General features: G+C 65.8%; 27 protein-coding genes and 3 tRNA genes. 10 read left to right on the top strand and 20 right to left on the bottom strand.

The annotated features are described in order from the left end of the window. Window positions 1-7 precede the first annotated feature (7 nt). Window positions 8-811: an exodeoxyribonuclease III gene (locus tag AL755_RS01305; protein ID WP_054009379.1), complete on the top strand. Its 804-nt coding sequence runs from the start codon at window positions 8-10 to the stop codon at window positions 809-811. 3 nt (window positions 812-814) lie between these two features. After that, complete coding sequence (locus AL755_RS01300) at window positions 815-1,657, top strand: hypothetical protein (protein WP_054009378.1); 843 nt, start codon at window positions 815-817, stop codon at window positions 1,655-1,657. Window positions 1,658-1,768: 111 nt separating this feature from the next. Here AL755_RS01300 and AL755_RS01295 read toward each other — a convergent pair whose 3' ends face one another. The 3 genes from AL755_RS01295 to AL755_RS01285 form a co-directional block, all read right to left on the bottom strand. Beyond that, window positions 1,769-1,987, bottom strand: a complete 219-nt coding sequence (locus tag AL755_RS01295) for a hypothetical protein (RefSeq protein WP_150116975.1) — start codon at window positions 1,985-1,987, stop codon at window positions 1,769-1,771. Between the two features lie 138 nt (window positions 1,988-2,125). Continuing rightward, window positions 2,126-2,620, bottom strand: coding sequence for a DUF1801 domain-containing protein (locus AL755_RS01290; RefSeq protein ID WP_237762447.1), 495 nt, complete (start codon window positions 2,618-2,620; stop codon window positions 2,126-2,128). Window positions 2,621-2,752: 132 nt separating this feature from the next. After that, window positions 2,753-3,538 carry a GNAT family N-acetyltransferase gene (locus AL755_RS01285; protein ID WP_054009375.1) on the bottom strand — a complete coding sequence of 262 codons (786 nt, stop codon included), beginning with the start codon at window positions 3,536-3,538 and terminating at the stop codon, window positions 2,753-2,755. Window positions 3,539-3,704: 166 nt separating this feature from the next. Here AL755_RS01285 and AL755_RS01280 point away from each other — a divergent pair, with 166 nt between their 5' ends. Further along, window positions 3,705-4,541, top strand: coding sequence for a class I SAM-dependent methyltransferase (locus AL755_RS01280; protein ID WP_054009374.1), 837 nt, complete (start codon window positions 3,705-3,707; stop codon window positions 4,539-4,541). 103 nt (window positions 4,542-4,644) lie between these two features. On the opposite strand, the gene AL755_RS01275 is transcribed toward AL755_RS01280, so the two are convergent. The 15 genes from AL755_RS01275 to AL755_RS01205 form a co-directional block, all read right to left on the bottom strand. Then, window positions 4,645-5,280, bottom strand: coding sequence for a cysteine hydrolase family protein (locus AL755_RS01275; RefSeq protein WP_054009373.1), 636 nt, complete (start codon window positions 5,278-5,280; stop codon window positions 4,645-4,647). Window positions 5,281-5,353: 73 nt separating this feature from the next. Then, a complete protein-coding gene (locus tag AL755_RS01270; protein ID WP_237762446.1) occupies window positions 5,354-6,367 on the bottom strand; it encodes a LacI family DNA-binding transcriptional regulator in 1,014 nt (337 codons plus the stop codon). 91 nt (window positions 6,368-6,458) lie between these two features. Next, complete coding sequence (locus tag AL755_RS01265) at window positions 6,459-6,737, bottom strand: hypothetical protein (RefSeq protein WP_082368791.1); 279 nt, start codon at window positions 6,735-6,737, stop codon at window positions 6,459-6,461. Between the two features lie 2 nt (window positions 6,738-6,739). Beyond that, window positions 6,740-7,630: a carbohydrate ABC transporter permease gene (locus AL755_RS01260; protein WP_054009372.1), complete on the bottom strand. Its 891-nt coding sequence runs from the start codon at window positions 7,628-7,630 to the stop codon at window positions 6,740-6,742. Further along, window positions 7,627-8,670 (bottom strand): carbohydrate ABC transporter permease, encoded by a 1,044-nt coding sequence (locus AL755_RS01255; protein ID WP_054009371.1) that lies wholly within the window; start codon window positions 8,668-8,670, stop codon window positions 7,627-7,629. The genes AL755_RS01260 and AL755_RS01255 overlap by 4 nt, the downstream gene beginning before the upstream one ends. 129 nt (window positions 8,671-8,799) lie before the next feature. Further along, complete coding sequence (locus AL755_RS01250; protein ID WP_054009370.1) at window positions 8,800-10,074, bottom strand: ABC transporter substrate-binding protein; 1,275 nt, start codon at window positions 10,072-10,074, stop codon at window positions 8,800-8,802. 260 nt (window positions 10,075-10,334) lie between these two features. Beyond that, window positions 10,335-10,661 (bottom strand): hypothetical protein, encoded by a 327-nt coding sequence (locus tag AL755_RS01245; RefSeq protein ID WP_054009369.1) that lies wholly within the window; start codon window positions 10,659-10,661, stop codon window positions 10,335-10,337. A gap of 69 nt (window positions 10,662-10,730) precedes the next feature. Continuing rightward, window positions 10,731-11,351, bottom strand: coding sequence for a hypothetical protein (locus AL755_RS01240; RefSeq protein WP_054009368.1), 621 nt, complete (start codon window positions 11,349-11,351; stop codon window positions 10,731-10,733). Beyond that, a complete protein-coding gene (locus AL755_RS01235; protein ID WP_054009367.1) occupies window positions 11,348-11,923 on the bottom strand; it encodes a DUF6286 domain-containing protein in 576 nt (191 codons plus the stop codon). The genes AL755_RS01240 and AL755_RS01235 overlap by 4 nt, the downstream gene beginning before the upstream one ends. Then, the gene (locus AL755_RS01230) at window positions 11,920-12,297 is read right to left on the bottom strand and encodes a hypothetical protein (RefSeq protein WP_054009366.1); all 378 of its coding nucleotides are present in this window, start codon (window positions 12,295-12,297) and stop codon (window positions 11,920-11,922) included. Before AL755_RS01230 ends, AL755_RS01235 begins: the two co-directional genes overlap by 4 nt. Further along, window positions 12,294-12,485, bottom strand: a complete 192-nt coding sequence (locus AL755_RS01225) for a hypothetical protein (RefSeq protein WP_054009365.1) — start codon at window positions 12,483-12,485, stop codon at window positions 12,294-12,296. The genes AL755_RS01230 and AL755_RS01225 overlap by 4 nt, the downstream gene beginning before the upstream one ends. Next, complete coding sequence (locus AL755_RS01220; protein ID WP_082368790.1) at window positions 12,482-12,970, bottom strand: Asp23/Gls24 family envelope stress response protein; 489 nt, start codon at window positions 12,968-12,970, stop codon at window positions 12,482-12,484. The genes AL755_RS01225 and AL755_RS01220 overlap by 4 nt, the downstream gene beginning before the upstream one ends. A 214-nt stretch (window positions 12,971-13,184) precedes the next feature. Continuing rightward, a tRNA-Phe gene (locus tag AL755_RS01215) sits at window positions 13,185-13,260 on the bottom strand. 61 nt (window positions 13,261-13,321) lie between these two features. After that, window positions 13,322-13,395 (bottom strand) — tRNA-Asp (locus AL755_RS01210). Window positions 13,396-13,500: 105 nt separating this feature from the next. After that, window positions 13,501-13,573: transfer RNA gene (locus tag AL755_RS01205), tRNA-Glu, on the bottom strand. A gap of 220 nt (window positions 13,574-13,793) precedes the next feature. On the opposite strand from AL755_RS01205, the gene AL755_RS01200 reads away from it, so the two are divergent. Together AL755_RS01200 and AL755_RS01195 are read left to right on the top strand one after the other, a co-directional pair. Next, window positions 13,794-14,201, top strand: a complete 408-nt coding sequence (locus AL755_RS01200) for a metallopeptidase family protein (protein ID WP_054009364.1) — start codon at window positions 13,794-13,796, stop codon at window positions 14,199-14,201. Between the two features lie 190 nt (window positions 14,202-14,391). Continuing rightward, window positions 14,392-15,900, top strand: a complete 1,509-nt coding sequence (locus AL755_RS01195) for a C40 family peptidase (RefSeq protein WP_150116974.1) — start codon at window positions 14,392-14,394, stop codon at window positions 15,898-15,900. Between the two features lie 133 nt (window positions 15,901-16,033). On the opposite strand, the gene AL755_RS01190 is transcribed toward AL755_RS01195, so the two are convergent. Beyond that, complete coding sequence (locus AL755_RS01190) at window positions 16,034-17,032, bottom strand: universal stress protein (protein WP_054009362.1); 999 nt, start codon at window positions 17,030-17,032, stop codon at window positions 16,034-16,036. Between the two features lie 221 nt (window positions 17,033-17,253). Here AL755_RS01190 and AL755_RS01185 point away from each other — a divergent pair, with 221 nt between their 5' ends. The 3 genes from AL755_RS01185 to AL755_RS01175 all read left to right on the top strand — a co-directional run bounded on the left by AL755_RS01185 (window position 17,254) and on the right by AL755_RS01175 (window position 20,555). Then, the gene (locus AL755_RS01185) at window positions 17,254-18,552 is read left to right on the top strand and encodes an alanine racemase (protein WP_337589546.1); all 1,299 of its coding nucleotides are present in this window, start codon (window positions 17,254-17,256) and stop codon (window positions 18,550-18,552) included. Then, the gene (locus AL755_RS01180) at window positions 18,549-19,856 is read left to right on the top strand and encodes a D-arabinono-1,4-lactone oxidase (RefSeq protein ID WP_054009361.1); all 1,308 of its coding nucleotides are present in this window, start codon (window positions 18,549-18,551) and stop codon (window positions 19,854-19,856) included. Before AL755_RS01185 ends, AL755_RS01180 begins: the two co-directional genes overlap by 4 nt. Before the next feature lie 129 nt (window positions 19,857-19,985). Then, on the top strand, window positions 19,986-20,555 hold the full coding sequence (locus AL755_RS01175) for an FAD-dependent monooxygenase (RefSeq protein ID WP_054009718.1): 570 nt from the start codon (window positions 19,986-19,988) through the stop codon (window positions 20,553-20,555). 88 nt (window positions 20,556-20,643) lie between these two features. Here the strand turns inward: AL755_RS01175 and AL755_RS01170 are convergent, their stop codons facing one another. Then, complete coding sequence (locus AL755_RS01170; protein WP_237762445.1) at window positions 20,644-21,315, bottom strand: copper resistance CopC family protein; 672 nt, start codon at window positions 21,313-21,315, stop codon at window positions 20,644-20,646. A 261-nt stretch (window positions 21,316-21,576) separates the two neighbouring features. On the opposite strand from AL755_RS01170, the gene AL755_RS01165 reads away from it, so the two are divergent. Together AL755_RS01165 and hutG are read left to right on the top strand one after the other, a co-directional pair. After that, the gene (locus AL755_RS01165; protein WP_054009360.1) at window positions 21,577-23,031 is read left to right on the top strand and encodes an NCS2 family permease; all 1,455 of its coding nucleotides are present in this window, start codon (window positions 21,577-21,579) and stop codon (window positions 23,029-23,031) included. 153 nt (window positions 23,032-23,184) lie between these two features. After that, entirely contained in the window at window positions 23,185-24,144 is a 960-nt protein-coding gene (hutG, locus tag AL755_RS01160; protein WP_054009716.1) for a formimidoylglutamase, read from the top strand. Window positions 24,145-24,146 lie beyond the last annotated feature (2 nt).

The raw sequence follows: 24,146 nt of genomic DNA, 5'->3' as shown, positions 1-24,146 counted from the left end.
TGGACAGGTGCTGATTGCTACCTGGAATGTGAACTCGCTCCGTGCCCGCGCCGACCGTGTGGAGGACTGGCTGCGCCGTACCGACGCCGACGTCCTGGCCATTCAAGAAACCAAGTGCAAGGACGAGAACTTCCCGTGGGAGCTCTTTGAGAATAACGGCTACGAGGTGGCCCACTTTGGCTTTAGCCAGTGGAACGGCGTCGCGATTGCCTCACGGGTGGGGTTGGAGGACGTGGAGCGGACCTTCGTGGGCCAGCCCGCGTTTGGCAAGGGCGGCAAGGATCCCGTCCAGGAGGCCCGCGCCATTGGCGCCACCTGCAACGGGGTGCGCATTTGGAGCCTGTACGTGCCCAACGGCCGCGCCCTGGACGACGAGCACATGCCGTACAAGCTGCAGTGGCTCGACGAGCTCAAGAACCAGGCCACGGGCTGGCTGGCCGAGGATCCCAACGCCCAGATCGCACTCATGGGCGATTGGAACATTGCCCCCCAGGACGACGACGTCTGGGACATCGACTACTTCCGCAGCGAGGGCCTGACCCATGTCAGCGCCCCCGAGCGGGCCGCCTTCGCCGCGTTTGAAACGGCCGGATTTGCCGACGTCGTCCGCCCCCTGCACCCGGGCCCCGGCGTCTACACCTACTGGGACTACACGCAGCTGCGCTTCCCGAAGAAGGAAGGCATGCGCATTGACTTCGTAATGGCCTCCCCGGCCCTGGCCGCCCGCGTCAGCGACGCCCGGATTGACCGCGAGGAGCGCAAGGGCAAGGGCGCCTCGGACCACGCCCCCGTCATTGTGGAGCTGGGCTAGGCCATGCACAACGGGCTGTATCTGGGCGGCGTGCAGCTGCCGTTTGTCTCCAGCCTGCGCGTCTACCTGCCCCGCGAGGCGTACACCGAGAAACAGTTCGGCTACTTCCAGGGCCGGCTGGAGGAGGACCAGAACGCGGTAACCGTCGACGCCCAGGAGCTGGCGGATTCCCTGGGCCGGGTCAGCCGATCCTCGGCAAACCCGCTGCCGACGCCGGCCGTGGACAGGGTGCGCGTGTTGCAGATGAGCGAGAACTCGCCCCTGCTTTACGCCCCCAACCAGGTGGTGGCCCGGTCCATCTCGGCCACCGCGGAACTGCTCTCCGGTCCCATGGCGCAACTGGCCCGGCTGGTGGTGCCGGAGCCGGAATGGAGCGAAAACCTGCAGCGGGCCGCCGGCGCACCCGAGCTCGACACCGAGGTGCAAACCCGCACCTCCACCTGGGGCATCCCGTTCAGCTGGTTCACGCTGGTGTTCGCCAACGACCGCATGGAAGTGGTGGAGGCCAACGGACGCGTGCTGACGGTGCGCATCCAGGTGCCGGTGGCCGTGGCTGCGGCCCGCGCCGGGCGGACACTGAAGATGCTGGCCGAAATGGCGCCCGACCTTGACTTGTTCGAGGAGCTTGACGACCTCCACAGCTGGCTGCAGGGATTCAGCGACGACGGCGTCGTGGAACTCGACTACGGCCCCATCGCCAACCGCGTCCACCCCGACGACTCCCCCGCAGACGTCCATGCCGGGCTGGCCTGCCTGGCCGACGGCGACCTGGCCGGCGCCGCCGCGGCGTATCGCCGGCTGGCCAGCCGCTGGATCCCGATCCGGCAGCTGGCCCGCGCCAACTGAGACTCCCGGCGGTCGAGCCTGTCGAGACCCCCAGGTACCGGCACCTCGGGGCTTATTCTTTGCTTGGAAATCAGAACCCGGACAACCCTGGACCTGCGGCCTAGCTGGGCCTCATTTACCCGGGCGGCCTGCCCTGGGTCGACGTAGGCCGAGCACCACCAGGATGATGCCGACGGCCGCGACGATCAGCCCGATGGTGAGCCACATTCGATTTCCGGTCATGAAACTTCCCGGGATCAGGTTCATTCCCTGCCCGGCGAATACTCCACCGATGATCACGGCGATCACACCGACGGCGATGAGGGCGATGCGCCCAATACGGCTGTTCACGTTGCCCACCTTACTCCCGACCACTTCGGGCTCATAGGAGATTTCCGTCAGATCAAGGCTGCAGCCAACACCCGTTGCAATCAGGACGCTTCGCCAAATGGTCCCGCATGCCGTTTGTCTCGGCCGCAAGCGTCGGGTTCAGCGCTTCTTGCCTCCAACACCGGGCACGGACGCGACTTGGTTCATCCACGCAGCGATTTGTCGTTCATCAATGTCATCGACGGATTCGAGTTCCACACCTCGCGTCGACTTGCCCATCCCCACCGGTGTCACCGGCGGTATCGGATCGAGCGCCGCGCCATTGATAAACATGAGCTTGACGTGGCCGGCAAATCCGCCGCAGCAAAAGCACCACCCGTCGCCGACACCGTAGTACGACATCCCCCACTTCACGGAACGCTGGAGGTTGGGCAGCGTCCTGGCCGCCAGCGCGTCGACGGCTTCGGCGATGCCGCGCTGCGGCTGCGGCAGGCTGGCAATGTACGCGAAGACGGGCTTGTCTCCGACCGCCGCCTTCGCGGGGCTTGCCCTGCCGGTCATGGCTTCCGGCAGAGTGAAGGCGACGCCCGCGGGTGCCGCCGAGCGCGTGGCCGGCTTTCGAGCGTCCTGCTTGCCCATCTCCCCGCTAGTCATGGAAAGCATTATTCCTCACTCACTTCGTGGCGGGAAGGTTCCGGTAAATCGCGCGTAGTTGGCCATTGCGTCAGTTGGGGGCGACGGCTGGGCACACCTCACTGATCTCGATGCTCGGCAGCGCCTACAATGCTACTTTCGCCAGTAGGGGGTATTTGTGGAAATTCTGATTAGCCCGGATTGTTCCAGGATCGGGCGGGAAAACTCGGTTGATTCGCTGTGGGCAAGGGTCTTTCCCTGGGCGATCGCCGACCGGGCCCGGGCAGCAGTCAGCGCCCGGTAGATTCCACGCCCGCGATAGGCCCTCAGGGTGGCGCCACCCCAGATGCCGGCAAAATCGCTGTCCGGAACCGGTTCAAGCCGCCCGCTGCTGACGATCCTGCCATCGGCCTCGGCCACCCAGAGCTCCATGCCGTCCTTCCGCGCCAGGCGATCCACCATGGCGTCGGCTGTGCGCGAGTCGGTGGGCTCACCAAAGGCTTCGTCGGCCATGGCGCACGCGGCTCTGACATCGGCCTCAGAAGCGACTCGCCTCAGTGCCACCCCCGCGGGCTCTGGGACACCGGTGCACAGCCCTTCCAGCGGCCCCACCATGATGGCCTCTTCATTCCCGGGAGAGAAGCCCTGCTGCATGAGGGCCTCGGCCAGCCCTGGGTTCCTGTCGTGTTGGCGCAGCTTCCACAAAATCTTGTCGATCTCGGGATCGGCAAGGAATTGCTCAATTGCGCCAGTCACCAAGCCGGGCACACTGTGTGCCGCCGAGTCACTCAGATCCCTGTGGGTGACAAAACCCAGGCCACCGGGAAACGTGGCCAAACGCAATGGGCCCAAGCACGTCACACGCAGCGCCCCTGGGGTTTCCGCATCGGTTCGCAATTGCTCATCGTAGGCCTGGAGGTATCTCTCCCGGATCGTCATTTCCGAAGCATGTCAGGGCGGCGTTCCGGGTGCAACTGCGTGACTGCCAGGCGCCGCTCCAAGCCGGTGCCGAGGCAAGCCCGCAGGCCTGCGCAAAGCCCGGGAATCAAAAGGAGAGGCGCTCCGTTTTGTTCAGAATCTGCGGATGCCCACTTAGACTGGCCGCATGGTTCCACTGCCGCTGCCGGTCACGCCCGCCGACGATGCTTCGCATCGACACCGCGAACTCGCAGAGTCGTTCGGCAAGAATGCCGAACGCTATGACCGCACCCGCCCGCATTACCCGACAGCCCTGGTTGATGCCATCGCTGACCGCATGCAAGGGCGCTCGATCCTCGATGTGGGGATCGGGACAGGAATTTCCGCCGAGCCTTTCCGGGACCGCGGATTCGCCGTACATGGGATCGAACCGGACCTACAGATGGCCGAGCTTGCACGGGCCAAAGGGTTCGTGGTCGAGATCGCCAGATTCGAAGAGTGGGAGGCCGCAGGGCAAACCTTCGACGCAATTATCGCCGGACAGACGTGGCACTGGGTCGACCCGACCGCGGGCGCCGCCAAGGCCGCTTCCGTTCTTCCGCCGGGCGGCAGCCTTGCGCTCTTCTGGAATTCAGGACGCCCGTCTGGCGAACTCGCCGCCGAGTTCGCGGCAGTCTTTAGCTCACTTAATACCGGATTGCCGTTCAATCCCTGGGCCCCCATGTCCGGAGCCGACCCTTATGGGACCATCATCGACGCGGCCGCAGCGGGCCTGCGCACGACAGGAGCGTTCGGCGAACTTGAGCGGTTCTCCTTCAATTGGCAGGCGACCGCCACGCGCGATGCGTGGCTTGAGCAGACCTCAACCGCGGGCGGAATCAATCGACTCCCAAAGGACAAACTGGACGCCCTCCTAAACGGCATGGGCGCCGCGATCGACGCCGCAGGCGGCAATCTCACCATCGACTACACGACCGTTGCAGCCATATCCGAGCGGCAGCCCACACGACACAACGCCGCCTGAAAGCGGACTAGGCAAAACCACAGCTGGGCGCGCCGCCCGTTGAGTAAGCATGCGATCGACGCCGTGATTCAGCGGCCCTGTTCGGCCGTCAGCGTGCGTTCGCTTACCCACCATTTCCCGTTTCCTGAATCAGTTGGATGACCTCTTGGGTGCTCAGGATTGCGTGGGCATACGTAGGGGCATTGATGGCGTGGGCGGCATGGAGCGCTTCCTCCGACGTCGCCGCAGTGGCATCCGTAACCAAGGTGACGTGGTACCCCAATTCCATGGCGAAGCGAGCCGTCGACTCGGTGCAGGTGTTGGCCAACAACCCGATAGCTATGACGTGGGTGATGCCGTGCTGGGTGAGCCGGGTATTGAGATCGGTTCCGGCAAAGCCGTTCTGGGCCCAGTGTTCGGAGGCGACACCGTCGCCCTCCAAGACCGGGAAGTCCGCATGAAACGTGCCACCCCAGGAACCGCGCTCGAAAAGCCGTATGCGGTCGACCCCTCGTTGCGAAGGGTTTGGGAATTTCCAGCCGGTGTAGTCTCCGGGCGACCAGCGCCGGTGCGGTACGAAGATCCTGTGGACGCCGGCAGCATGCGCAGCCGCTGCCAGGGCCCGCATATTGGCCACCGTGTCCAGACGCGTGGCGACTGTGCCCACGGCGGGCCACATCTTCCCTTCCGCAGCCAGGAAATCGTTGTAGGGGTCGATGATGAGGAGCCCCAGGTGCTGGTGGATGTACTCGGATGTCAATTGGATCCCTCCTTGTTTCAGCCCCCAAGTGTTTCCCCGACCGGAAGTCACGGCGTGGTTTCGGCGGGCTCAATCACCGGGACGGCGGGGCCGTGCTGGTGCGCACCACGAGTTCAAAGGGCATCGTCGTGTCCTGGACGGAGTCGGCGGTGCCGCGAAGTTCGGCCAGCAGCATCCTGGCTGCCGTGCGGCCGTGCTCCCAGGGGCTTTGGGCGATCGTGGTGAGCCCGGCCGGGGCGGAGAAGTCGTGGTCGTCAATCCCCACCACGGAGAGTTCTTCCGGGATCCGGATCCCGCGGCGTTGGGCCTCGAACATGAGCCCCAACGCCATCTCGTCCGAGCCGCAGAAGATGGCCGTGGGCAACCCCGCCGGCGAGTCGAAGATCTGGGCCGCCGCGCGCACGCCGTCGGCCACGGTGAAGTCGCCGGGGACGCTCCAATCAGGCAAAACCTCCAGGCCGGCCCGGTCCATGGCGGCCTCGAACGCCACGGTGCGCAGGGCCGGGACGCGGAAGTTGCGCTGGTCCTCCACACCGCCATGCAGGTAGCCGATCTTCCGGTGGCCAAGGCCTATCAGGTGGTCCATGGCGGCGGTCGTTGCGGCGATATCGTCGATATAGACCCCGGGGCAACCTTCCACGGGTCCGCCCACCGAAAGCAGCGGGATGTCGGTGTGGTGGAGTTGGTAAAGTTCCTCGTCCGACAACCCCAGAGAGAGCACCAGCAGCGCGTCGATCTGCTTGCGCACCATGCTTTTGGTGAAGCTGCGCTTTTGCCCGTGCACATAGCCGCCCAGGCTGAAGAGCAGCAGGTTGTAGCCGTGGTCGCGCAGGACCTGGTCGATGCCCTCGATGGCGTGGCCAAAGTACCAACGGTCCACGAACGGCACCAGGACCCCCACGGTCTTGGTGCGCCCCGTGGCCAGTCCGCTGGCCGACGGCGAGGGCACGTACCCCATCGCTTCGGCCACTTCCAGCACCTTGGCCCGGGTGGCGTCGCTGACCCGCGGAAGCCCCCTCAGTGCTCGTGAGACCGTCGCCGTGGAAACCTGGGCCCGCGCCGCAACGTCGTCAATACATACGCCCATCGTTTCCCCCTCCCGGTTCATGCGGTTGTCTGAGCCGCCGTGCACGGCACGTCCCGTCGATGCAAGGCACGACGGCGGACGTCGCCGTGCGTTATTGTTCGCGCCTACCGCGCCGGGCGGGGAGCCTCCTTCGAAGCCGAATCATACCCCAGAGAGCCAGACAGGCGGCGAGCAGCCCGAGCGCCCAGATCAGGGCCGGCCCGCCGGTGAGTTCCTGCCAAACGGTGATGGCAAAGACCACCAGCGTCCAGAATCCGAGGAAGCCGATGATGATGTCAAAGTCCTCACCGCTCTTTTGCCGGCTCGAGGGGATATGCAGGCTTCCGGGCGCCTCCGGCTCTTTGTTCCGGTTTCTCCCCTGGAATGCCACGGCTACTTCACCGCCCCTGCCGTCAGGCCGGCCACGATCTTGCGCTGGAAGACCAGCACCAGCACCACCAAGGGAATGGTGACAACCGTTCCGGCGGCCATGACGGCCGTGTACGGCTCCTGGTGCGGCTGGGAACCGGCAAACCGGGCGATCGCGACGGTAACTGTTTGTGTTGCGTCGTTGGAGAGGATGCTGGCAATCAGGTACTCGTTCCAGGATGCGATGAACGCCAGGATCGCCGTCGTGAACACGGCCGGGGCAGCCAGCGGCATGATGATCTTGCGGAACGCCTGGCCCTGGGTGCAGCCGTCAATCCGGGCCGCCTCCTCCAACTCCCACGGCATTTCCCTGAAGAACGACGTCAGCGTGTAGACGGTCAGCGGAAGCACAAAGGAAATGTTGGGGATGATCATGGCCTGGTAGGTGCCGATCCAGCCAATGTTGCCAAAAAGCTGGAACAACGGGGTGACGATCGCGACGCCGGGGAACATGGAGGCCCCGAGGATCAGGCCGAGCACTAGGAACTTGCCGCGGAAGTTCAGCCGGGCCAGGGCATAGGCGGCAAAAACACCGAACAGCAACGCCACTATGGTGGTGACGGACGAGATGAACAGGGAGTTCAACAGTGCCCGGCCCAGGTGGTTGCCCAACTCCGCGGAGAACGCCGTCTTGAAGTTGTCCCACGTGACGTGCGTGAAGAACGGTGTGGAGTCGAAGGTGTAGCCGACGTCGCGGAACGCCGTGACGATCATCCAGTAGAACGGCAGCAGGCACCAGATCACGATGATGGCGGCGCTGATGTAGGTGCGGGTGCTGGCCCAGTTTTCCCGGGTCCGCGCTACGGACTTTGCCTTCGCGGTCCCGGTATTCAGGGTGGTGGTTGCCGTGCTCATTTCTGCTTCCCCTTTGCTCCGCCGCTGGCGGATTCGACGGCGTTCGCCCCAAGGAACCGCACAAAGATGAACGCGACGATGAAGATGATCACGAACGTAATGGTCGACAGCGCCGCGGCCGAGTTGAAGCCGACCCGGATCTGGTCAACCACCAGGATGGACAAGGTGGTGGTGCCGTTGGCGCCACCGGTCATGATGGCCGGAAGATCGTACATGCGCAGCGCGTCCAGGACGCGGAACAGGATGGCAACCATCAGGGCGGGCTTGACGAGCGGCAGGGTGATGAGCCGGAAGCGCTGCCAGGCGCTGGCGCCGTCGACCTTGGCCGCCTCATAGACTTCCGCCGGGATCATCTGCAGCCCGGCCAGGATCAGCAGGGCCATGAACGGCGTCGTTTTCCAAACATCGGCGATGATGATGGCGGCCCGTGCGGGGCCTTCGCTGCCGGTCCACAGGATGGAGCTGTGGAACAGGGTGTTGACGATGCCGTCGAAGGCGAAGATGAAGAACCACAGCTTGGCCGTCACGGCGGTGGGGATGGCCCACGGCACCAGTACGGCGGCGCGCAGCACGCTGCGGCCCTTGAAGGTGCGGGCCATGATCAGGGCCATCCAAAAACCAAACAGCGTCTCGAAGAACACCGTGACCACGGTGAAGAAGAAGGTGACGCCGGTGGCGCTCCAGAACTGGGCGCCAAGCGTGCCGGGCGGGCAGCTGCCCGTTCCCCCGGAGGTGGGGCATTGCTGGAACAGCCAGTGCACGTAGTTGGACACCCCGGCAAATCCGCCGGTGACAAAGAGTCCCGTGGCCGCATCCAGGCCCTGGTCATGCTGGAAGGACATGATGACGGCGTTGATGACCGGGTACAAGATGACGATGGCCAGGACAATCAGTGTCGGCGCAATCAGCAGTGTTGCCGCCCGTCCCTGCGTTTTTTCCTTGCGGTCGGCACCCACTTCCTTGTTGACGCCCTTGTTGTCACCGCCTTTGCGGGAGGCTTTCCGTCCGGGCAGCGCTCCCGGTTCTACTTGTGTTGACATGCTGCGTTCCTTTCACAACAAAATTCTTTGGGCATCGCGCGGGTGGCGATGCGGTTCACCGCTTGCGCCGCGCCGGTCCGCAGGGCAGGTATTTGCCCTGCGGACCGGCGCTTGGTGCTGCGGGCGCGGTTACTTTGAGACGGCCGTCGTGATGGCGGCTTGCATGTCCGTCAAGGCTTGGTCAACGGACTTTGTGCCGTTGATGGCCTGGAAACTGTTCTGCTGGATGGCCTGGGTGACGGCCGGGTAGAACGGTGTGACGGGGCGCGGGACCGCGTTCTTGATGGAGGTCAGCAGAACGGGCAGGTACGGCAGCTGCTTGACCAGGTCGGCGTCCGTGTACAGGCCCTCGCGGACCGGGGCCAGGGAGCCCTGGGTTGCGTAGAACTTTTCAGTTTCGGCACTGGTCATGAACGTCAGGAAGTCCTTGGCCGTGGCCTTGTACTTGGAATCGGCGTTGATGGCCAGGTTGTGCCCGCCCAGTGAGGAGGCGCCGGGGCCGTCCTTGCCGGGAAGCGGTGCAATCCCGAAGGTGTTCTTCACGGTGGAGGAACCGTCGGTCTTGGCCAGGTTGTACACGTACGGCCAGTTGCGCAGGAACATCAGCTTGCCGGCCTCGAATGCCTGCCGGCCCTGCTCCTCCTGGTAGGTCACGGCCTGCTTGGGGATGTTGCCGTCCTTGTAAGCCTGGGCCAGGTTGGTCAGGCCGGCCTTGGCCTCCGGGGTGTTGACCGTGGGCTTGCCGTCCTTGTCGACGACGGTGCCGCCGGCAGTGTTGATCGCCTCGGCAACGTTGACCGTCAGGCCCTCATACTGGGCGAACTGGCCGGCATAGCAGTCGATCCCCTTGGCCTTGGCGACGGGGCACATGGCCATCATCTCGTCCCAGGTCTTGGGAGGCGTGGGGACCAGGTCCTTGCGGTAGTACAGGATGCCGCCGTCGGACGTCTGCGGCAGGGCGTACATGACGTTCTTGTAGGTGCCGGTGGCGACCGTGGCGGGCAGGAAGCCCGTGGTGTCGATGGCCATCTTGTCGTTGAGCGGCTGCAGCCAGCCCTGGGCGGCAAACTCGGCCGTCCAGATGACGTCGACGTCGACGACGTCGTAGTCGCCCGTCTTGGCCTGGAAGTGCTGGACCAGGTCGTCATGCTGCTGGTCTGCGTTATCGGACTGTTCCTTGAACGTGACCTTCTCGTTGGGGTGGGCCGCATTCCACTTGTCAATGAGCGGGCGGACCACATTGGAGTTGTCCTTGCCCTGCACGTACGTGATGGGACCCCGGCCATCGAGGTTCTGCTGGGCCGCACCGCCACCGCTGCCCCCGGTGCCGCCGCTACAGGCCGCCAACGTCATGGCCAGCACGGACACAATGGCCAGGGGCGCAATCTTCTTTGAATGTCTCATTCCACGCTCTTTCTCGTCAATGAAAAACAACCGGCTAAGGGTTGGGGGCGCCTCCGCCGGAGGCACCAAATCAAGGGTGATGTGGATCACTGTAGGCAGATCCCCAGCGCGAGTGCAAGCGCTTACGCAAGATTGTGACCATTTCATTACCGAAAGATTTCCTGACGGATTTTCACCCGCCTGACGGCGGCACAACAAAGGGAGGGTGGTTCGCCTCCGGTTTCCCGGAGGCGAACCACCCTCCCTTTGAGCGCTTTTACCTACTTGTCATGCTTGAAAAGTCCGGCAATCTTGGCGCCCAGGTGCTTGACGTTCTCGGCGGCATCCTCGGCAAATTCCTTCACGTTCTCAACCGCATCCTCGGCGAAGTCCTTGATGTTTTCACCGGCGTCACCGGCAAATTCCTTGGCCTTTTCCGCGGCGTCACCGGCGGCGTCCTTGGCCTTCGCCGCAGCATCGCCGGCGAAATCCTTCACGTTCCCGACCACGTCGCCGGCGGCGTCCTTGGCCTGGTTCGATGCATCCGCAGCGGCATTCTTGGCCTGGTCAGCAGCGTCAGCGGCCTGGCCGGTAAAGTTTTCAGACATGCGTGTCTCCTTCGGTCTCAAACGCGAACCCCCAAGCTGCGTGCACCCAAGGGTGATTACGGCAACAGACTAGCGGACTCGCTCGGCTTTGGTGAACCTAACGCGCGCGGCGGAACCAATGCTGACCAATACCGGCACCTCAACACCCAACAGGGCGTCCATGGCTTCCACGAGTGCCCCGACATCCCCGGCCACCTGGTGCGGCGCAACGCCCTGGCGCGGCAGCACCCGGACACGGACACACGGCTCGCCCCGGAAGTCATAACTTGTCACGGAGGCGCTGAGCAGGTCGCTGCGTTCCGTCAGGGCGGACTTCAGTGCCTGCTCGGCCACCGCGCAACTGAGCACGACCTTCCCGGCGGCGCCGTCGTCGTCCGCGGTGCCCGTACGGTCGAACAGGACGTTGGTGCGCCCCTTGCCCTGGTTCGCGATCCAGCTGACCATGACGATCACCAGCACCAAAAGGGCTGCCGCAACAATCAGCCAGATCCAGCTTCCCGCCCCGGACCCCATGCGGGTTTGGGCGGCCAGGTCCCCCAGCTGCACGACTTGCCGCCCGGCCCAGTCCTGCCACCATCGGGCAAATGCCGGAATGGCCGCCAGCGCGAGAAGCGCGGCGCCGAGCACCATCAGCACCAGCCCCAGCAGGACCAGCATGAAGCGGTTGAATCCCCTCGGTGTGCCGTTCATACCCCGATCACCCCCGTATTGGCGAGGTTGACCTTGACGGTGGGCGCAGGGTCAAGGGCCATGGCCGCCAGCTCCGCCTCGACTGCCGCCTGGATCTGGGATTCGTCCAGCCAGATCCCGGAGGTTGGCCTGACGTTGACCTGGACGGTACGGGCGGAAACCACCACCATGACCTGTTCGCGGGTGACGCCCGCGGCCAGCCGGGCCCGGCGCGCCAGTGCCGCGGCAATGACCTCATCGTCCACCACGACGGCCACGCGGTTGTCGGTGATGACGTGGCGGGCCCGCCGACCGGGCAGCACGCCGTTCGCCAGCAGGATCAAGCCGAGCAGAAGCAACAGAACGCCGGCCACGCCAAGCAGCACGGGGGTGGTCCCGGCCGGCAGTTCGGAAATGCGCCGCACGGCGTCCGGCGGGTCGATCAGCCATGGCGGCTGTCCCAGCGCCCGCAGCATGGTCTCCAGCAGCCCGTAGACAGCCAGCAAGGACACCACAATGGCGGCAATGACGGAAAGCGGTGCGCGGGATGAGTGGGTTTCCCGTTTGAGGATGCGCGTTGTCGGTTCGCTCATTGGACCCGCCCTTCGTCGGTGGCCTGGATGCCGGAAATGCGGATATCCACGCGGCTCAGGCGGGAGCCGCTCAAATGTTCCACCTGGGCCAGGATCTTCGCCTTTGCCTCGGTGGCCCTGCTGACGATGCTGCCGCCGCTGCGGGCCACGCGCTCCGGATTGTTGCGCACCACGGACAGGGTGGGCGCGCTAATGGGTGACGACAGCGAGAGGGCCAGCGCGCCGGCGTCGTCCGTCCAGCTCACCCGCACGGCGGAGGCGGGCACGGCGAAAACCTCGGCGGCCGCGGCCCTCGCCACCGAGGTCAACGCCTGGGTGCTGATCCTGTTGTGCCCGGCCAGCTCGCGGCCCGGCAGCGTGGCGGCCACGCTCACGACGACGATCGCCGCCCCGTCAGCGCGTCCAGGACTCCGCGCCAGTCGAGCTTGCCGCCCGCCGCACGGCCCACGAATGCGCCAACGGCCACGAAGATCGCGCCGATGACCAGGCCCCAGAAGCCGAATTGAAAGGCCATGAACGCCAAAAAGGCGCCAAATGCCGCACACACCACTGTCAGGTTCATGGCTGTTCCTCTTGATCGTTGGATGCTGTGGCGGGCTTGCCGGCGCCGAGCCGCTCGGTCAGGCGGGGCCGTTGGGGCTTGTCGCCGTCGGGCGTGGGAATGAAGACGTCGGTGATCTCGATATTGACTTCGATGACATTGCGCCCCACCAGGCCCTCCACCGCTTCATATACGGCAGCCCGGACGGTGTTGGCGAGGGTTTGCAGGGGGTAGCCGTATTCGGCCATCAGGATGATGTCCACCGCCACCTGCGATTCACCCACCTCGACCCGGATGCCCTGGGTCAGGTCGGTGGCTCCCACCACGTCGCGGATGGCGCCGATGGACCGTGAGGCTCCGGAGCCCAGGGCATGGACGCCGGGGACGCCGCGCGCCGCAACCCCCACCACTTTTGCCACGGCCGTGTCGGAAATCACCGTGCGGCCCTGCGTAAATTCCTGGTCGGAGGATTCCGAAGCTTCCAACGACCCGCTTTGCCCATCCATAAACGCGCCCTTTCTTGTTTCCTTTACGGTAAGCCTATGCACCGCTTTATGAGGGGGCAACGCCGGGGCAATTCACTTTCCCGGTTAAAGCGGGGCGCACCAAACGTGGCACGAGTGCCGGCGAAAAGGTCAGGTGATCAAATTCGTGATGAACAACACACGTCTTGCAAAGGGGTGTTAAAGCAAAAAACCCCCGATTCCTCGGGGTTCTAGCTGGTGGCTCCGACCGGCGTCGATCCGGTGACCTTTCGATTTTCAGTCGAACGCTCTACCAACTGAGCTACAGAGCCTTGGTGAACTGATAAAGCTTTAGTCACCAGATTCCTTTGGACGAATCCAATGAAACCTCAGCGACCCTGACGGGACTCGAACCCGCGACCTCCGCCGTGACAGGGCGGCGCGCTAACCAACTGCGCTACAGGGCCATACTCATTTACTGCTTTTTATTGCTTCTTTCACTCTTTCAAGTGAAATTCACGAGTTATATCGTACCAGCATTTTTCATACTGAATTACCACTCACTCGCAAAGTACCCCCAACGGGATTCGAACCCGTGCCGCCGCCGTGAAAGGGCGGTGTCCTAGGCCGCTAGACGATGGGGGCATCGTCACTGTCGTCCGGTCCGCAGTTCCCTGCGGGTCCGTCCGAAGTGGACTCCAAAAACTATAGGGCCTATTTCGCCAGAACACAAAACGAGCATCCCGACACCCCTCCGGACCCCGTCCGCGGGCGGGCTCGGCACCTGTGATCGCCCCGATTTTCGGCAGTTTGGGGCAGGCTCCCTCCCGGCTCTTTTCCGCGGAGATCTCACTAGGCTGGAGCCATGAGTGAGAACCCGCTGGCGTCCATCCCCTCCTTTGGCCCGTTCCACATGGACGAGGCCGAGTTTGATGCGGCCGTCCAGGCGGCGCTGGCAAACATTCCGGAGGATTTGCGTGCCGAGATGGACAACGTGGCGATCTTTGTCGACGACGATTACGTTCCGGGCCCGGGCGAGCACCCGGACACCGTGCTGCTGGGACTGTATGAGGGCACCCCGCTGACGGAAAGGAATTCCTGGTGGGCCGCCGGTTCCCTGCCTGACAGGATCACCATCTACCGCCGGCCGATCCTGGATATTTGTTCCACGCGCGAACAGGTAATCCATGAAGTCACGGTCACCGTGGTGCATGAAATTGCCCACCACTTTGGCATCAGCGACGAACGCCTCCACGATCTGGGCTGGGGATAACCCGGCAAATTACAGCCGTGTGGTTACACCAATGTTGTTCAAGTTACTGGTGTTACTAGTGTTGCCAAAGCAAAGTCAGTGGCCGTAGTGTCGTGATTGCCCTGTAAATGCCCCTGCGATTTTTGCCGGGATGGCGCGGAATATCACCGCACGCATTTACCGTCACCTTTCAGCAGTGAGGTCTTCACGGATGAGTTTGCCTTTCCTGGTTCGCGGAACCGCGGCCGTGGCTTGCGCCGCGCTTGCCACCACCGCCGTCCTGGCCCCCGCACAAGCTGCCCTCGCCGGATCGCCCGCGCCGGCGTCGTCGTTCGGAACGCTGGTGCGCATCCCGCTCAGCCCGGCCATTCCCAGCACCGACGACATTGCAAAGGCCAAGAAGTCCGAGGCAGCCACGGCAGCGGAATCGGCCAAGATCGACGCCCTGATCGGCACCGCCAACGACCGCCTCCAGGGCTCCATGGCCGGCACCATCGCGGCCAACAACGACTACACGAACGCGCTCGTAGCCCTTGACCAGCGCCGCACCGAGGCCGGCACCGCCAAAGCCAAGGCCGACGCCGCCGCCAAGGAATACAAGACCGCCAAGGCCCAGCTGGGGCAGCTTGCCGGGACCATGTACAAAAACGGCGGCCTGAACCCGAGCGTGCAGGCATTCCTGGGCAGCTCCAGCGCCGACGACACCATGTACCAGGCCTCCACACTGATGGCGCTGTCCTCCGAGCGGGCCAACACCTTTGACTCCGCGTCGGCCGCATCCTCCACCTCCGCCGCACTGCAGGCGCAGGCCGTCGCTGCCCAGCAGGCAGCCGACAAGGCCGCCCAGACGGCCCAGGACTCAAAGCGCGCGGCCCAGGCCGCCACCGATGCGTTTGCGGCCGCAGTCAAGGAAAACCAGGCCCAGCGCGGCGTGCTGATCCAACAGTTGGCAACCCTCCACGACACGACGACGGCCCTGGAAGGCGCGCGGGTCGACGGCCTGGAGCAGCAAGCCCGCGAGGCGGCGCTGGCCCAGCAGATCAAGGACTCCGCCGCTGCCCCCGCCCCCGTGGTGCCGGCAGCAGTGAACCCGGTTTCTCCCGTCGCGCCGACCAACCCGGGGAACACCGGCAACACCGGCAACGGGAACACGACGCCGGCGCAACCGCCGGTGGTCGCACCGGCACCGCCCGTGGTCGTCCAGCCTCCTGTCATTGCCCCGCCCGTCGTCAAACCGCCCGTGGTCAAGCCCCCGGTGGTCAAACCGCCTGTCGTAACCCCGCCCGTCGTTGCTCCGCCCGTGGTCACCCCACCCGTGGTCGCTCCGCCGTCGGGCTCCTACATCAACGTCATGGTGAACTTCGCCAAGGCCCAGAGCGGCCTGCCATACCAGTGGGGCGGCACCGGAAATCCCTACTACGACTGCTCCGGGCTGGTCATGAAGGCGTTCGCCTCCGCCGGGATCTCGGTTCCGCGCACGGGAACCGACCAGTTCTGGAGTGCTCCGACACGGGTGCCGCTGTCCCAGATGCGGTACGGCGATTTGCTGGTCTTTGATGAATCCGCGCCGGGCTCCGGCCAATTCGGCCACATCGCCATCTACGTCGGCAACGACCAGGTGGTGCAGGCCCTGGCGCCCGGTTTCCCCACCGGCGTCTACTCGATCTCGGGCATGTTGCAGGCCGGCATGACCCTGTACCCGTACGCGGCACGCTACTAAACGCACTCACCGTATCCGAGTGCGCAGATAAGGCGACTCAGACCGCCGTCTTGCCCGCCAGTGCGCAGATAAGGCGGCTTCCAGAGCCTGGAAGCCGCCTTATCTGCGCACTCGCCGTTTACCGGCGTCGTATCTAGGCCTGCAGGAGCGGACCAAACGCGGCGCGGTCGTCCTGGCGCGGATCCTCACGGTCCTTGACCACCATGATGGGGCTCTTCGCATGGTGGCGGACGCCGTCGGTGGTCGAGCCGAGCATCATGCCCGCAAAACCCCCGCGCCCGCGCGTGCCCAGCACCAGCAACTCGGTGGTTTCGGAGGCTTTCACCAGCACATCCACGGGGGTTCCCTCAATGAGCTGGACGTCGATGTCGAGCTTCGGGAAGTGGTTGCGAATCCATTTTTCGCCGGCGTCCAGCTGTTCCTGGATCTCCGCGAACAGCGAATCGCGGTCCACGGGGGCCGGCATCCAGGACAGGGACCCGGTGTACGGGTGGACGGCGCAGATGATGCGCAGCGACAACCCGGACCGTTCGGCTTGTTCCGCGGCGACCAGCACCGCGTAGCGGGCCTCGTCCGAGCCGTCGACGCCCACCGTGACCACTTTTTCAATCACGGGAGGCTTCACGGAGGCGTCCGCGCCCAGGCGGGCCGCGCAGCTGAGCGGCACGGTGACGGTGGGGCATTGGGCGTGTGCCGGCAGGGCGGAGCTGACGCTGCCCAGCAACCGGCCGATGAAGCCGCCGCGGCCGCGCGTGCCGAAAACCAGCAGCTCCGCGGTTTCGCTCAATTCCAGCAGCACGCCGGCGGCGTCGCCGTTTTCAACGCGGGCGTCCAGCTCGACGTCGATCTCCGACACCTTGCCGGCGGCCTCGCGCAGCACGGCCTCGGCACCCTGGCGGATGACGTCGTCGTCCACGGTGGCGTAGCCGCCGTCAAGGCCCGACGCGGCGAAGATCGGCACGGTGTAGGCGGTGACCAGATGCAGCGGCACCTGGCGGGCCTTCGCCTCACGGGCGGCCCAGATCAGCGCGCAATTGCTTTGCTCGGAACCATCGATTCCCACGACGATTCCTGTGGGGGCAGGGATGGGGTCGGGCTGGGCAACCGGGGAAGTTTCTTGTTGATTGCTCATTGTGCGCCTCCTCAAATTCGTGTGCCGCAGGGGTGGGAGACTGCTGCCCGCCTCCCCGTCGCGGCCTGTACTTGTGACTATTGTCTCACCGCGGGCGCGCGTCAAGTTACTCGCCGGACCGGCGGAAAATCTTCCGTCACACCCGGGACTTTCCTGCCCAAACCCGCTCCCATATGACAGAGTTGCCCCAGCAATTACTCAACGCCCCAGGGGAGTCAACTGTGCAACTTTTGGACTCGAACGTCGCCCTCGGCCGCGCCGGAGCGGAACCTGGCAGGTCCGGTTCCTCGATCTGGTCCCAGGCCGATGCGGCTTGCGCGGGGCTGGCGGCGCCCTTCGCGGTGCTCGACCTGCCGGCGCTTTCGCACAATGCCGGGTCGCTGCTGCGCCGGGCCCGCGGGGTGCCCATCCGGGTGGCCAGCAAGTCCATCCGCAGCAGGGACGTGCTGCGGGCCGTGCTGGCGCAGGACGGGTTCGCCGGGATCCTGGCCTTCACGCTGCCCGAGGCGCTGTGGCTGGCTGCCGACGACGCGTTCTCCGACGTCGTGGTGGCTTATCCGACGGCGGACGCAACGGCGCTTGCCGCCCTGGCCCAGGATCCGCGGGCCGGTTCGCGCATCACGCTCATGGTGGACTCGCCCGAACAGCTTGACTGGATGGCGGCACGGCTGGCCGACATCAGCCCCGCGGCCCCGATCCGGCTGGCCATCGACCTTGACGCCTCGTGGCGGCCCAGCGTGGGCGGGCGGGCCATGGGCCACATTGGCGTGCGCCGCTCCCCCGTCCGCACCGGCGTCGACGCGCTGGCCCTTACACTCGACATCGCCGCCCGCCGCCATGGGAGCCGTCCCTTGTTCACGCTGGTGGGCCTCATGTCGTATGAGGCCCAGATTGCCGGCCTCCAGGACACCCCGCACACGGGCAACCCGGTGGCCGACGTCCTCAAATCCCAGGTCCTGAAGCAGATCCAGCACGCGTCCATGGCCGAGGTGGCGCAGCGGCGGGCCAATGTGGTTGCGGCGGTGCGGAACGTGGCGGACCTGGAATTCGTGAACGGGGGCGGCACGGGAAGCCTGGAACTGACGGCGGCGGACGCGTCGGTGACGGAACTCGCCGCCGGGTCAGGTCTGTTCGGCCCCACGCTCTTTGACGGCTATTCGCGGTTCACCCCGCAACACGCGGTGGGCTTTGCCGCCCCCGTGGTGCGGCGCCCTGCCCCGGACATCGTCACGGTGCTGGGCGGCGGCTGGATCGCTTCCGGGCCCCACGGCGCCGACCGTTCCCCCGTCCCCGTGTACCCGTCGGGGCTCTCGATGCTGGGCACCGAAGGCGCCGGCGAGGTCCAGACCCCGTTGCGCGGCGCCATAGCGTCCGGGCTTCGCATTGGCGACAACGTCTGGTTCCGGCACGCAAAGTCCGGTGAGGTGTGCGAGCACGTGGACGCCCTAGAACTGCTCGACGCCGGCCGCAGGGTGGGCAGGGCGCTGACGTATCGCGGAGAAGGAAAGGCTTTCATATGAGCGAATGGCGCAATTGGGCCGGGGATCAGCGTTGCCGGCCGGCGCAGGTGTTGCACCCGTCGACGGTCGCCGAGATCTCCGCCGTCGTCGCCGCGGCAGCCAATGCCGGCACCACGGTCAAGGCCGTCGGGGCCGGGCACAGCTTCACCGACATCGCCCTGACCGGCGGCACCCAGCTGCAGCTGGACGGTTTGAGCGGCCTGCAGTCGGTGGACCGGGCCGCACGCCAGGTGACGGTGGCCGGCGGGACGCGCCTTTTTGAGATTCCAGCCCTGCTGTCACCGTATGGGCTGGCCATGGAAAACCTGGGCGACATCGACCGCCAGACCATCGCCGGAGCCATCTCCACGGGTACGCACGGCACCGGGGTGGCCTTTGGCGGGATCGCGACACAAGTGCGGGCACTGGACCTCGTCACGGGTACCGGGGAGGTACGCCATTGTTCCGCGACGGAGAACCCTGAGCTGTTTTCCGCGGCCAGGGTGGGCCTGGGCGCACTGGGCATCATCGTGTCCGTGACCCTGCAGTGCGTCGACGCATTCACCCTTCACGCCGTGGAACGCCCCGAGCCGTTGGCGGGCGTGCTGGAAGCCCTGGAGGAGCGCCAGCGCGCCGTGGACCACTTTGAGTTCTACTGGTTCCCGCACACCTCCATGGCACTCACCAAGACCAACACCCGGCACGCTCCCGGCCAGGGGCCCGACGGCGTGAAGCCGCTCTCGCTCCGGGCGCACCTGGTGGATGACGTGCTGGTGTCCAACAAACTGTTCTCGGCGCTGTGCACGGTCACGGGGAAGACGCCGCGGGTCATTCCGCGCGTCAATGCGCTGGCCTCCTCGCTGACCGGGAACCGGGAGTTCGCCGACGCCTCACACAAGGTGTTTGCCACCTCGCGGACGGTGCGTTTCCGGGAGATGGAGTATGCCGTGCCGTTGGCGGACGTTGCGGAAATTTTGGTTGAACTGGACGCCATGATCCAGCGCCGCGGGTTCACCATCTCGTTTCCCGTGGAGGTGCGCTGCGCGGCAGCCGACGGCATCCCCCTGTCCACGGCAAACGGCCGCGAAACCGGCTACATCGCCATCCACCAGCACGTGAAAACGGACGCCTTCGACTATTTCCGGGCGGCCGAGGAAATCTTCCGTTCACATGGCGGGCGCCCGCATTGGGGCAAGTGGCATTTTCTCCAGTCGAAGGACTTTATGCAGGCCTACCCAGACTTCGAAATGTTCGGTAGGGTTCGGAATGGCGTTGATCCGGAGCATGTGTTCCGTAACACTTACCTGGATCGCGTACTCAACTAAATCGCTTCACGGCGCAGCCACGCTCCCGGCGGCGCCGCCAGAGTTCTCCTACCGTTCGAGGAGGCACTTGTGCCGATGCCGTCTGCGCCTGCCAGCGCCTTGCCGCCGTGCCCCAACGGCGCGCAGCGCATGGAATCAACCACCACCATCGTGATCGGCTCGGGGCTTTCCGGCCTGGCAGTGGCCGCCGAACTGAACCGCCAGGGCATCGAGGCGATTGTGGTGGACAGCTTCCGCCCCCTGACGCCGAGCGCGCCGGCTCCTGCCACGGGCAGCATCAGCCTGGAGGCGTTGAGCGAACGCACGGAGATCCTGCGCCTGCTGGAGCACTACGCCCGCCGCAATGAGCTGGACATCCGCCCCGCCACCTGTGCGCTGGAACTGACCCGCACGCCGGGAACGCTGCCCGCGGAGCGCCCGTGGACGGTGCAAACCGCGCACGGCACCCTGACCGCCTACAGCATCGTCTTCACCCGGGGCGCACTGAACCAGCTCCGCCGGGTGCTGCGCAGTGTCGGCGTGCACACGAGCCGTGATTTCAGCGCGGCCATGCATTCCCTGGGTCTTTACCTGGTGGGCGTTGGCGGCATGGTGGCACCCACCACGCACGAGATCCTGCACCAGGCCAAGCGCGCCGGGCAGTCAATTTCGGCCCGCGGCGCGTCCCGGGAGGGCGGCTTCGCGGCGCTCCCGGCCTAGGCCTGCAAGACCGGCCCCAAGGCTCTTGGGCCCCGGGGTCGGCCCCTTAGGTTCGGTCCCCTAGGACTGGTCCCCTAGGACTGGTCCCCTAGGACTGGTCCCCGGCGCCCAAACGGCGCCTGGCCACCACGATCATGGCCACAACCACCACCACGAGTACGCCGATCAGGCCCACCACGCTCCACGGCACGCCGCCGCTGGTGGGCGCCTGCTCGGGCACGGGTGCAATGACCTGTTGCAGTGATTGCACGGGACCCGCCACGGCTCCCGACGCACTGCCGGCCGCGGAGGTCGTGAAGGTGAATTGGCCCTCAATGGGGTGGGAGTCCGAGGACACCAGGCGCCACTTGACGGTGTATTTGCCCGCCGGTGCGCCACCCTTGATGTTTTGCGTGGCGACGTTGTCCAGCACGTCCACGCTGCCCACCGACCAGTTGGTTCCGGCGGCGTCCACCACGTTGACCTGCGAACCAAGGGCGGCCGGCGTGTTGCTGAGCGTGATCTGCACCTTCACCGGCATGGCGGCCACGGTGGAGCCGTCCGCCGGCGCGGTGCCCTCCACCTGGTCGTGGGCCAGGGCCGCCGTCGAACCTCCCACCAGAGCCATGACGACGACGGCGGAAGCGGCCAGGGCGCGCCACAGGGCCCTGGTGCCCGCTTTGGCGCCGGTCCGGCTCCCGCGGGGCGGAATCGGGGCTCCGGCGGCGTCCGGCACTGTCATGTTCGTCTCATTGACCCGTTGGCGGGAGAGGTGATTCACGGCATTGCTTCCTTGCAGTAGACAAAGGGGTAGCTACCCACACTAACCGAACACCATGGGAAATTCCTGCGCCAGATCGCCGCCGATCCGCGGTAAGCGGCACGTTCGGGGCCGCTTACCGCGGGCGGTGGCTGCGGCACGGCGGCGCGCAACAAATTCGGTGAGAATGGCCACCTAACGCCTATTATGCCCAACCACGGCAAGGGCTAGTATTTCCTCGACTGACTTTTCCCATTTTTACTTCGCCCCGGAGGGCTCCTCATGGCATCCCAGACGACAACTCGTTTGTCAGCGGTAGACAGATACTTCAAGATCACCGAGCGCGGCTCCAACTACTCACGCGAAATTCGCGGCGGCTTCGCCACGTTCTTCGCCATGAGCTACATCGTGGTGTTGAACCCGCTGATCCTCGGCGGCGCCGATTCCACCGGCGGAGTCCTGGGCCCGGCCCGCGTGGCCGCCATGACGGCCCTCGTGGCCGGCGTGCTGACCATCATCATGGGGGCCTGGGCCAAGCACCCGTTCGCGCTGGCCACCGGCCTGGGCGTCAACGCGTTCGTGGCCGTCACCGTGGCCTCCCACCCGGGCCTGACCTGGCCGGACATGATGGGCCTGGTGGTCCTCTCCGGCATCACCATGTTCATCCTGGTGCTCACGGGCTTCCGGACGGCTGTGTTCAACGCCGTCCCGGCCGGGCTGAAAACCGCCATCGTGGTGGGCATCGGCTTGTTCATCGCGCTGATCGGCCTGGTCAACGCCGGCTTCGTGCGCCGCATCCCCGACGTTGCCGGCACCACCGTCCCGGTGGGCCTCGGCTTCGACGGCAAGCTGCTGGGCTGGCCCACCCTGGTCTTCGTGATCGGCCTGGTCCTGACCATCGCCCTGGTGGTCCGCAAGGTCAAGGGCGCCATCCTGATCGGCATCGTCGCGTCCTCCGTACTGGCCAACATCCTGCAGGCCGTCTTCAACATCGGCCCCAGCTTCGACGGCAAGACCGCCAACCCGCAGGGCTGGTCCCTCGTGGTTCCGCACTTCTCCGCGCTGACCCCGCCGGATCTGTCCCTGTTCGGCAAGGTCAACCTGTTTGGTTCCTTCGCCCACCTGGGCGCCCTGGCCGCCATGCTGCTGGCGTTCAGCATCCTGCTGAGCATCTTCTTCGACGCCATGGGCACCATGGTGGGCCTGGCCAACGAGGCCGGCACCGTGGACAAGGACGGCAACATCCCCAACGTTGACCGCGTGCTGCTCGTGGACGCTTTCGGCGCGATTGCCGGCGGCGGCACCTCCGTTTCCTCCAACCAGATCTTCGTCGAGTCCGGCGCCGGCATCGGCGAGGGCGCCCGCACGGGCCTGGCGTCCGTTGTCACGGGCCTGCTGCTGATCGTGGCCATGTTCTTCACCCCGCTGATCTCCCTGGTGCCTTTCGAGGCCGTGGCCCCCGCCCTCGTGGTGGTTGGTTTCATGATGGTCTCCCAGGTAGGCAAGATCGACTGGTCCGACTGGGGCATCGCGATCCCGGCCTTCCTGACGTTCACGCTCATGCCGTTCACGTACTCCATCGCCAACGGCCTCGGCGCCGGCTTCATCGGCTACGTGCTGATCCGCCTGTTCCAGGGCCGGGCCCGCGAAATCCACCCCCTCATGTGGGCCGTGGCCGCCGCGTTCCTGGTGTTCTTCGGCATTGGCCCGATCGAGCAGCTGTTCGGCATCAAGTAATCCCCACGCCCATCGAACGGGGAGTTGTTGTTGATGTTCCGCGAACATCAACAACAACTCCCCGTTCGATTTTTAAGCCGTGAATCTGCCATGCGAGACTGCCGGGGCCCAGCCGTGCTGGCGTTCCGCCCGGGCCTGCTGTTGGCTGGAACCATGGACTTTTCTTTGCTTGCAGTGGACTCCCCCGCCCAGCCGTGGACCGGCCGGAACGACGGCGACGGGCCCGGCCACCGCCGCTGGTGGCAGGCCGTCGCCACCCCCGCCACGGCCTCGGCCGGCGTCGACCCGTCCCGGCCGGGGCCTGCAGCACTGCTGGGCTTTTGCTCGGACGAGGGCGTGCGGCGCAACCTGGGCCGGGTGGGTGCGGCCGCGGCGCCGGCAGCGATCCGCGGCGCCCTGGGGTCGTTGGCCTTCCACGGCGAGCGGGCCGTGACCGATGTGGGCGACGTCGTGGTTGCGGGCAACGCCCTCGAGGACGGCCAGGCACGCGCCGGGGCTGCCCTGACAGCCCTGCTCGACGCCGGCCAGCTCACCTTCGTGCTCGGTGGCGGGCACGAGACCGCGTTTGCCAGCTACCTTGGCGTGGCCGGCACGGCCGCGGTCGCCAACGGTGCCCGGCTGGGCGTGCTGAACCTTGACGCACACTTTGACCTGCGCGACGCGCCGACCCCCAGTTCCGGGACGCCGTTCCTGCAGATGGCCCGCGCCGAAGCGGCCGCCGGGCGCGAACTCAACTACGCCGTCGTCGGTATTAGCGAACCCAACAACACGCGGGTGCTTTTTGACACCGCGCACAGCCTGGACGTGAAGTACCTGCTGGACGAGGACTGCTCACAGGAGCGGAGCGAGGCGTTCGTGGCGGCGTTCCTGGAGACCGTGGACGTGGTGTACCTGACGATCGACCTGGACGTGCTGCCCGCGGCCGTGGCGCCCGGTGTGAGCGCCCCGGCCGCCTACGGGGTGCCGCTGCCGGTCATCGCCGCCGTGTGCCGGCAGGTGGCGCAGAGCGGGAAGCTGTTCCACTTTGACGTGGCGGAACTGAATCCGGAGTTCGACATCGACAACCGGACCGCCAAGGTTGCGGCCCGGCTCGTGGACACCCTGCTGCGGTAGTC

Source organism: Arthrobacter sp. ERGS1:01 (assembly GCF_001281315.1).
Lineage (GTDB): Bacteria > Actinomycetota > Actinomycetes > Actinomycetales > Micrococcaceae > Specibacter.
This window is presented reverse-complemented; position numbering and strand designations above follow the sequence as displayed.

What these genes read in the sequence shown, in the direction of transcription:
- AL755_RS01300 (WP_054009378.1), top strand. Translation starts at nt 815, where the DNA reads ATGCACAACGGGCTGTATCTGGGCGGCGTGCAGCTGCCGTTTGTCTCC.
- AL755_RS01290 (WP_237762447.1), bottom strand. Translation starts at nt 2,620, where the DNA reads ATGACTAGCGGGGAGATGGGCAAGCAGGACGCTCGAAAGCCGGCCACG.
- AL755_RS01285 (WP_054009375.1), bottom strand. Translation starts at nt 3,538, where the DNA reads ATGACGATCCGGGAGAGATACCTCCAGGCCTACGATGAGCAATTGCGA.
- AL755_RS01280 (WP_054009374.1), top strand. Translation starts at nt 3,705, where the DNA reads ATGGTTCCACTGCCGCTGCCGGTCACGCCCGCCGACGATGCTTCGCAT.
- AL755_RS01270 (WP_237762446.1), bottom strand. Translation starts at nt 6,367, where the DNA reads ATGGGCGTATGTATTGACGACGTTGCGGCGCGGGCCCAGGTTTCCACG.
- AL755_RS01260 (WP_054009372.1), bottom strand. Translation starts at nt 7,630, where the DNA reads ATGAGCACGGCAACCACCACCCTGAATACCGGGACCGCGAAGGCAAAG.
- AL755_RS01255 (WP_054009371.1), bottom strand. Translation starts at nt 8,670, where the DNA reads ATGTCAACACAAGTAGAACCGGGAGCGCTGCCCGGACGGAAAGCCTCC.
- AL755_RS01250 (WP_054009370.1), bottom strand. Translation starts at nt 10,074, where the DNA reads ATGAGACATTCAAAGAAGATTGCGCCCCTGGCCATTGTGTCCGTGCTG.
- AL755_RS01245 (WP_054009369.1), bottom strand. Translation starts at nt 10,661, where the DNA reads ATGTCTGAAAACTTTACCGGCCAGGCCGCTGACGCTGCTGACCAGGCC.
- AL755_RS01240 (WP_054009368.1), bottom strand. Translation starts at nt 11,351, where the DNA reads ATGAACGGCACACCGAGGGGATTCAACCGCTTCATGCTGGTCCTGCTG.
- AL755_RS01235 (WP_054009367.1), bottom strand. Translation starts at nt 11,923, where the DNA reads ATGAGCGAACCGACAACGCGCATCCTCAAACGGGAAACCCACTCATCC.
- AL755_RS01225 (WP_054009365.1), bottom strand. Translation starts at nt 12,485, where the DNA reads ATGAACCTGACAGTGGTGTGTGCGGCATTTGGCGCCTTTTTGGCGTTC.
- AL755_RS01220 (WP_082368790.1), bottom strand. Translation starts at nt 12,970, where the DNA reads ATGGATGGGCAAAGCGGGTCGTTGGAAGCTTCGGAATCCTCCGACCAG.
- AL755_RS01200 (WP_054009364.1), top strand. Translation starts at nt 13,794, where the DNA reads ATGAGTGAGAACCCGCTGGCGTCCATCCCCTCCTTTGGCCCGTTCCAC.
- AL755_RS01195 (WP_150116974.1), top strand. Translation starts at nt 14,392, where the DNA reads ATGAGTTTGCCTTTCCTGGTTCGCGGAACCGCGGCCGTGGCTTGCGCC.
- AL755_RS01190 (WP_054009362.1), bottom strand. Translation starts at nt 17,032, where the DNA reads ATGAGCAATCAACAAGAAACTTCCCCGGTTGCCCAGCCCGACCCCATC.
- AL755_RS01180 (WP_054009361.1), top strand. Translation starts at nt 18,549, where the DNA reads ATGAGCGAATGGCGCAATTGGGCCGGGGATCAGCGTTGCCGGCCGGCG.
- AL755_RS01175 (WP_054009718.1), top strand. Translation starts at nt 19,986, where the DNA reads ATGGAATCAACCACCACCATCGTGATCGGCTCGGGGCTTTCCGGCCTG.
- AL755_RS01165 (WP_054009360.1), top strand. Translation starts at nt 21,577, where the DNA reads ATGGCATCCCAGACGACAACTCGTTTGTCAGCGGTAGACAGATACTTC.
- hutG (WP_054009716.1), top strand. Translation starts at nt 23,185, where the DNA reads ATGGACTTTTCTTTGCTTGCAGTGGACTCCCCCGCCCAGCCGTGGACC.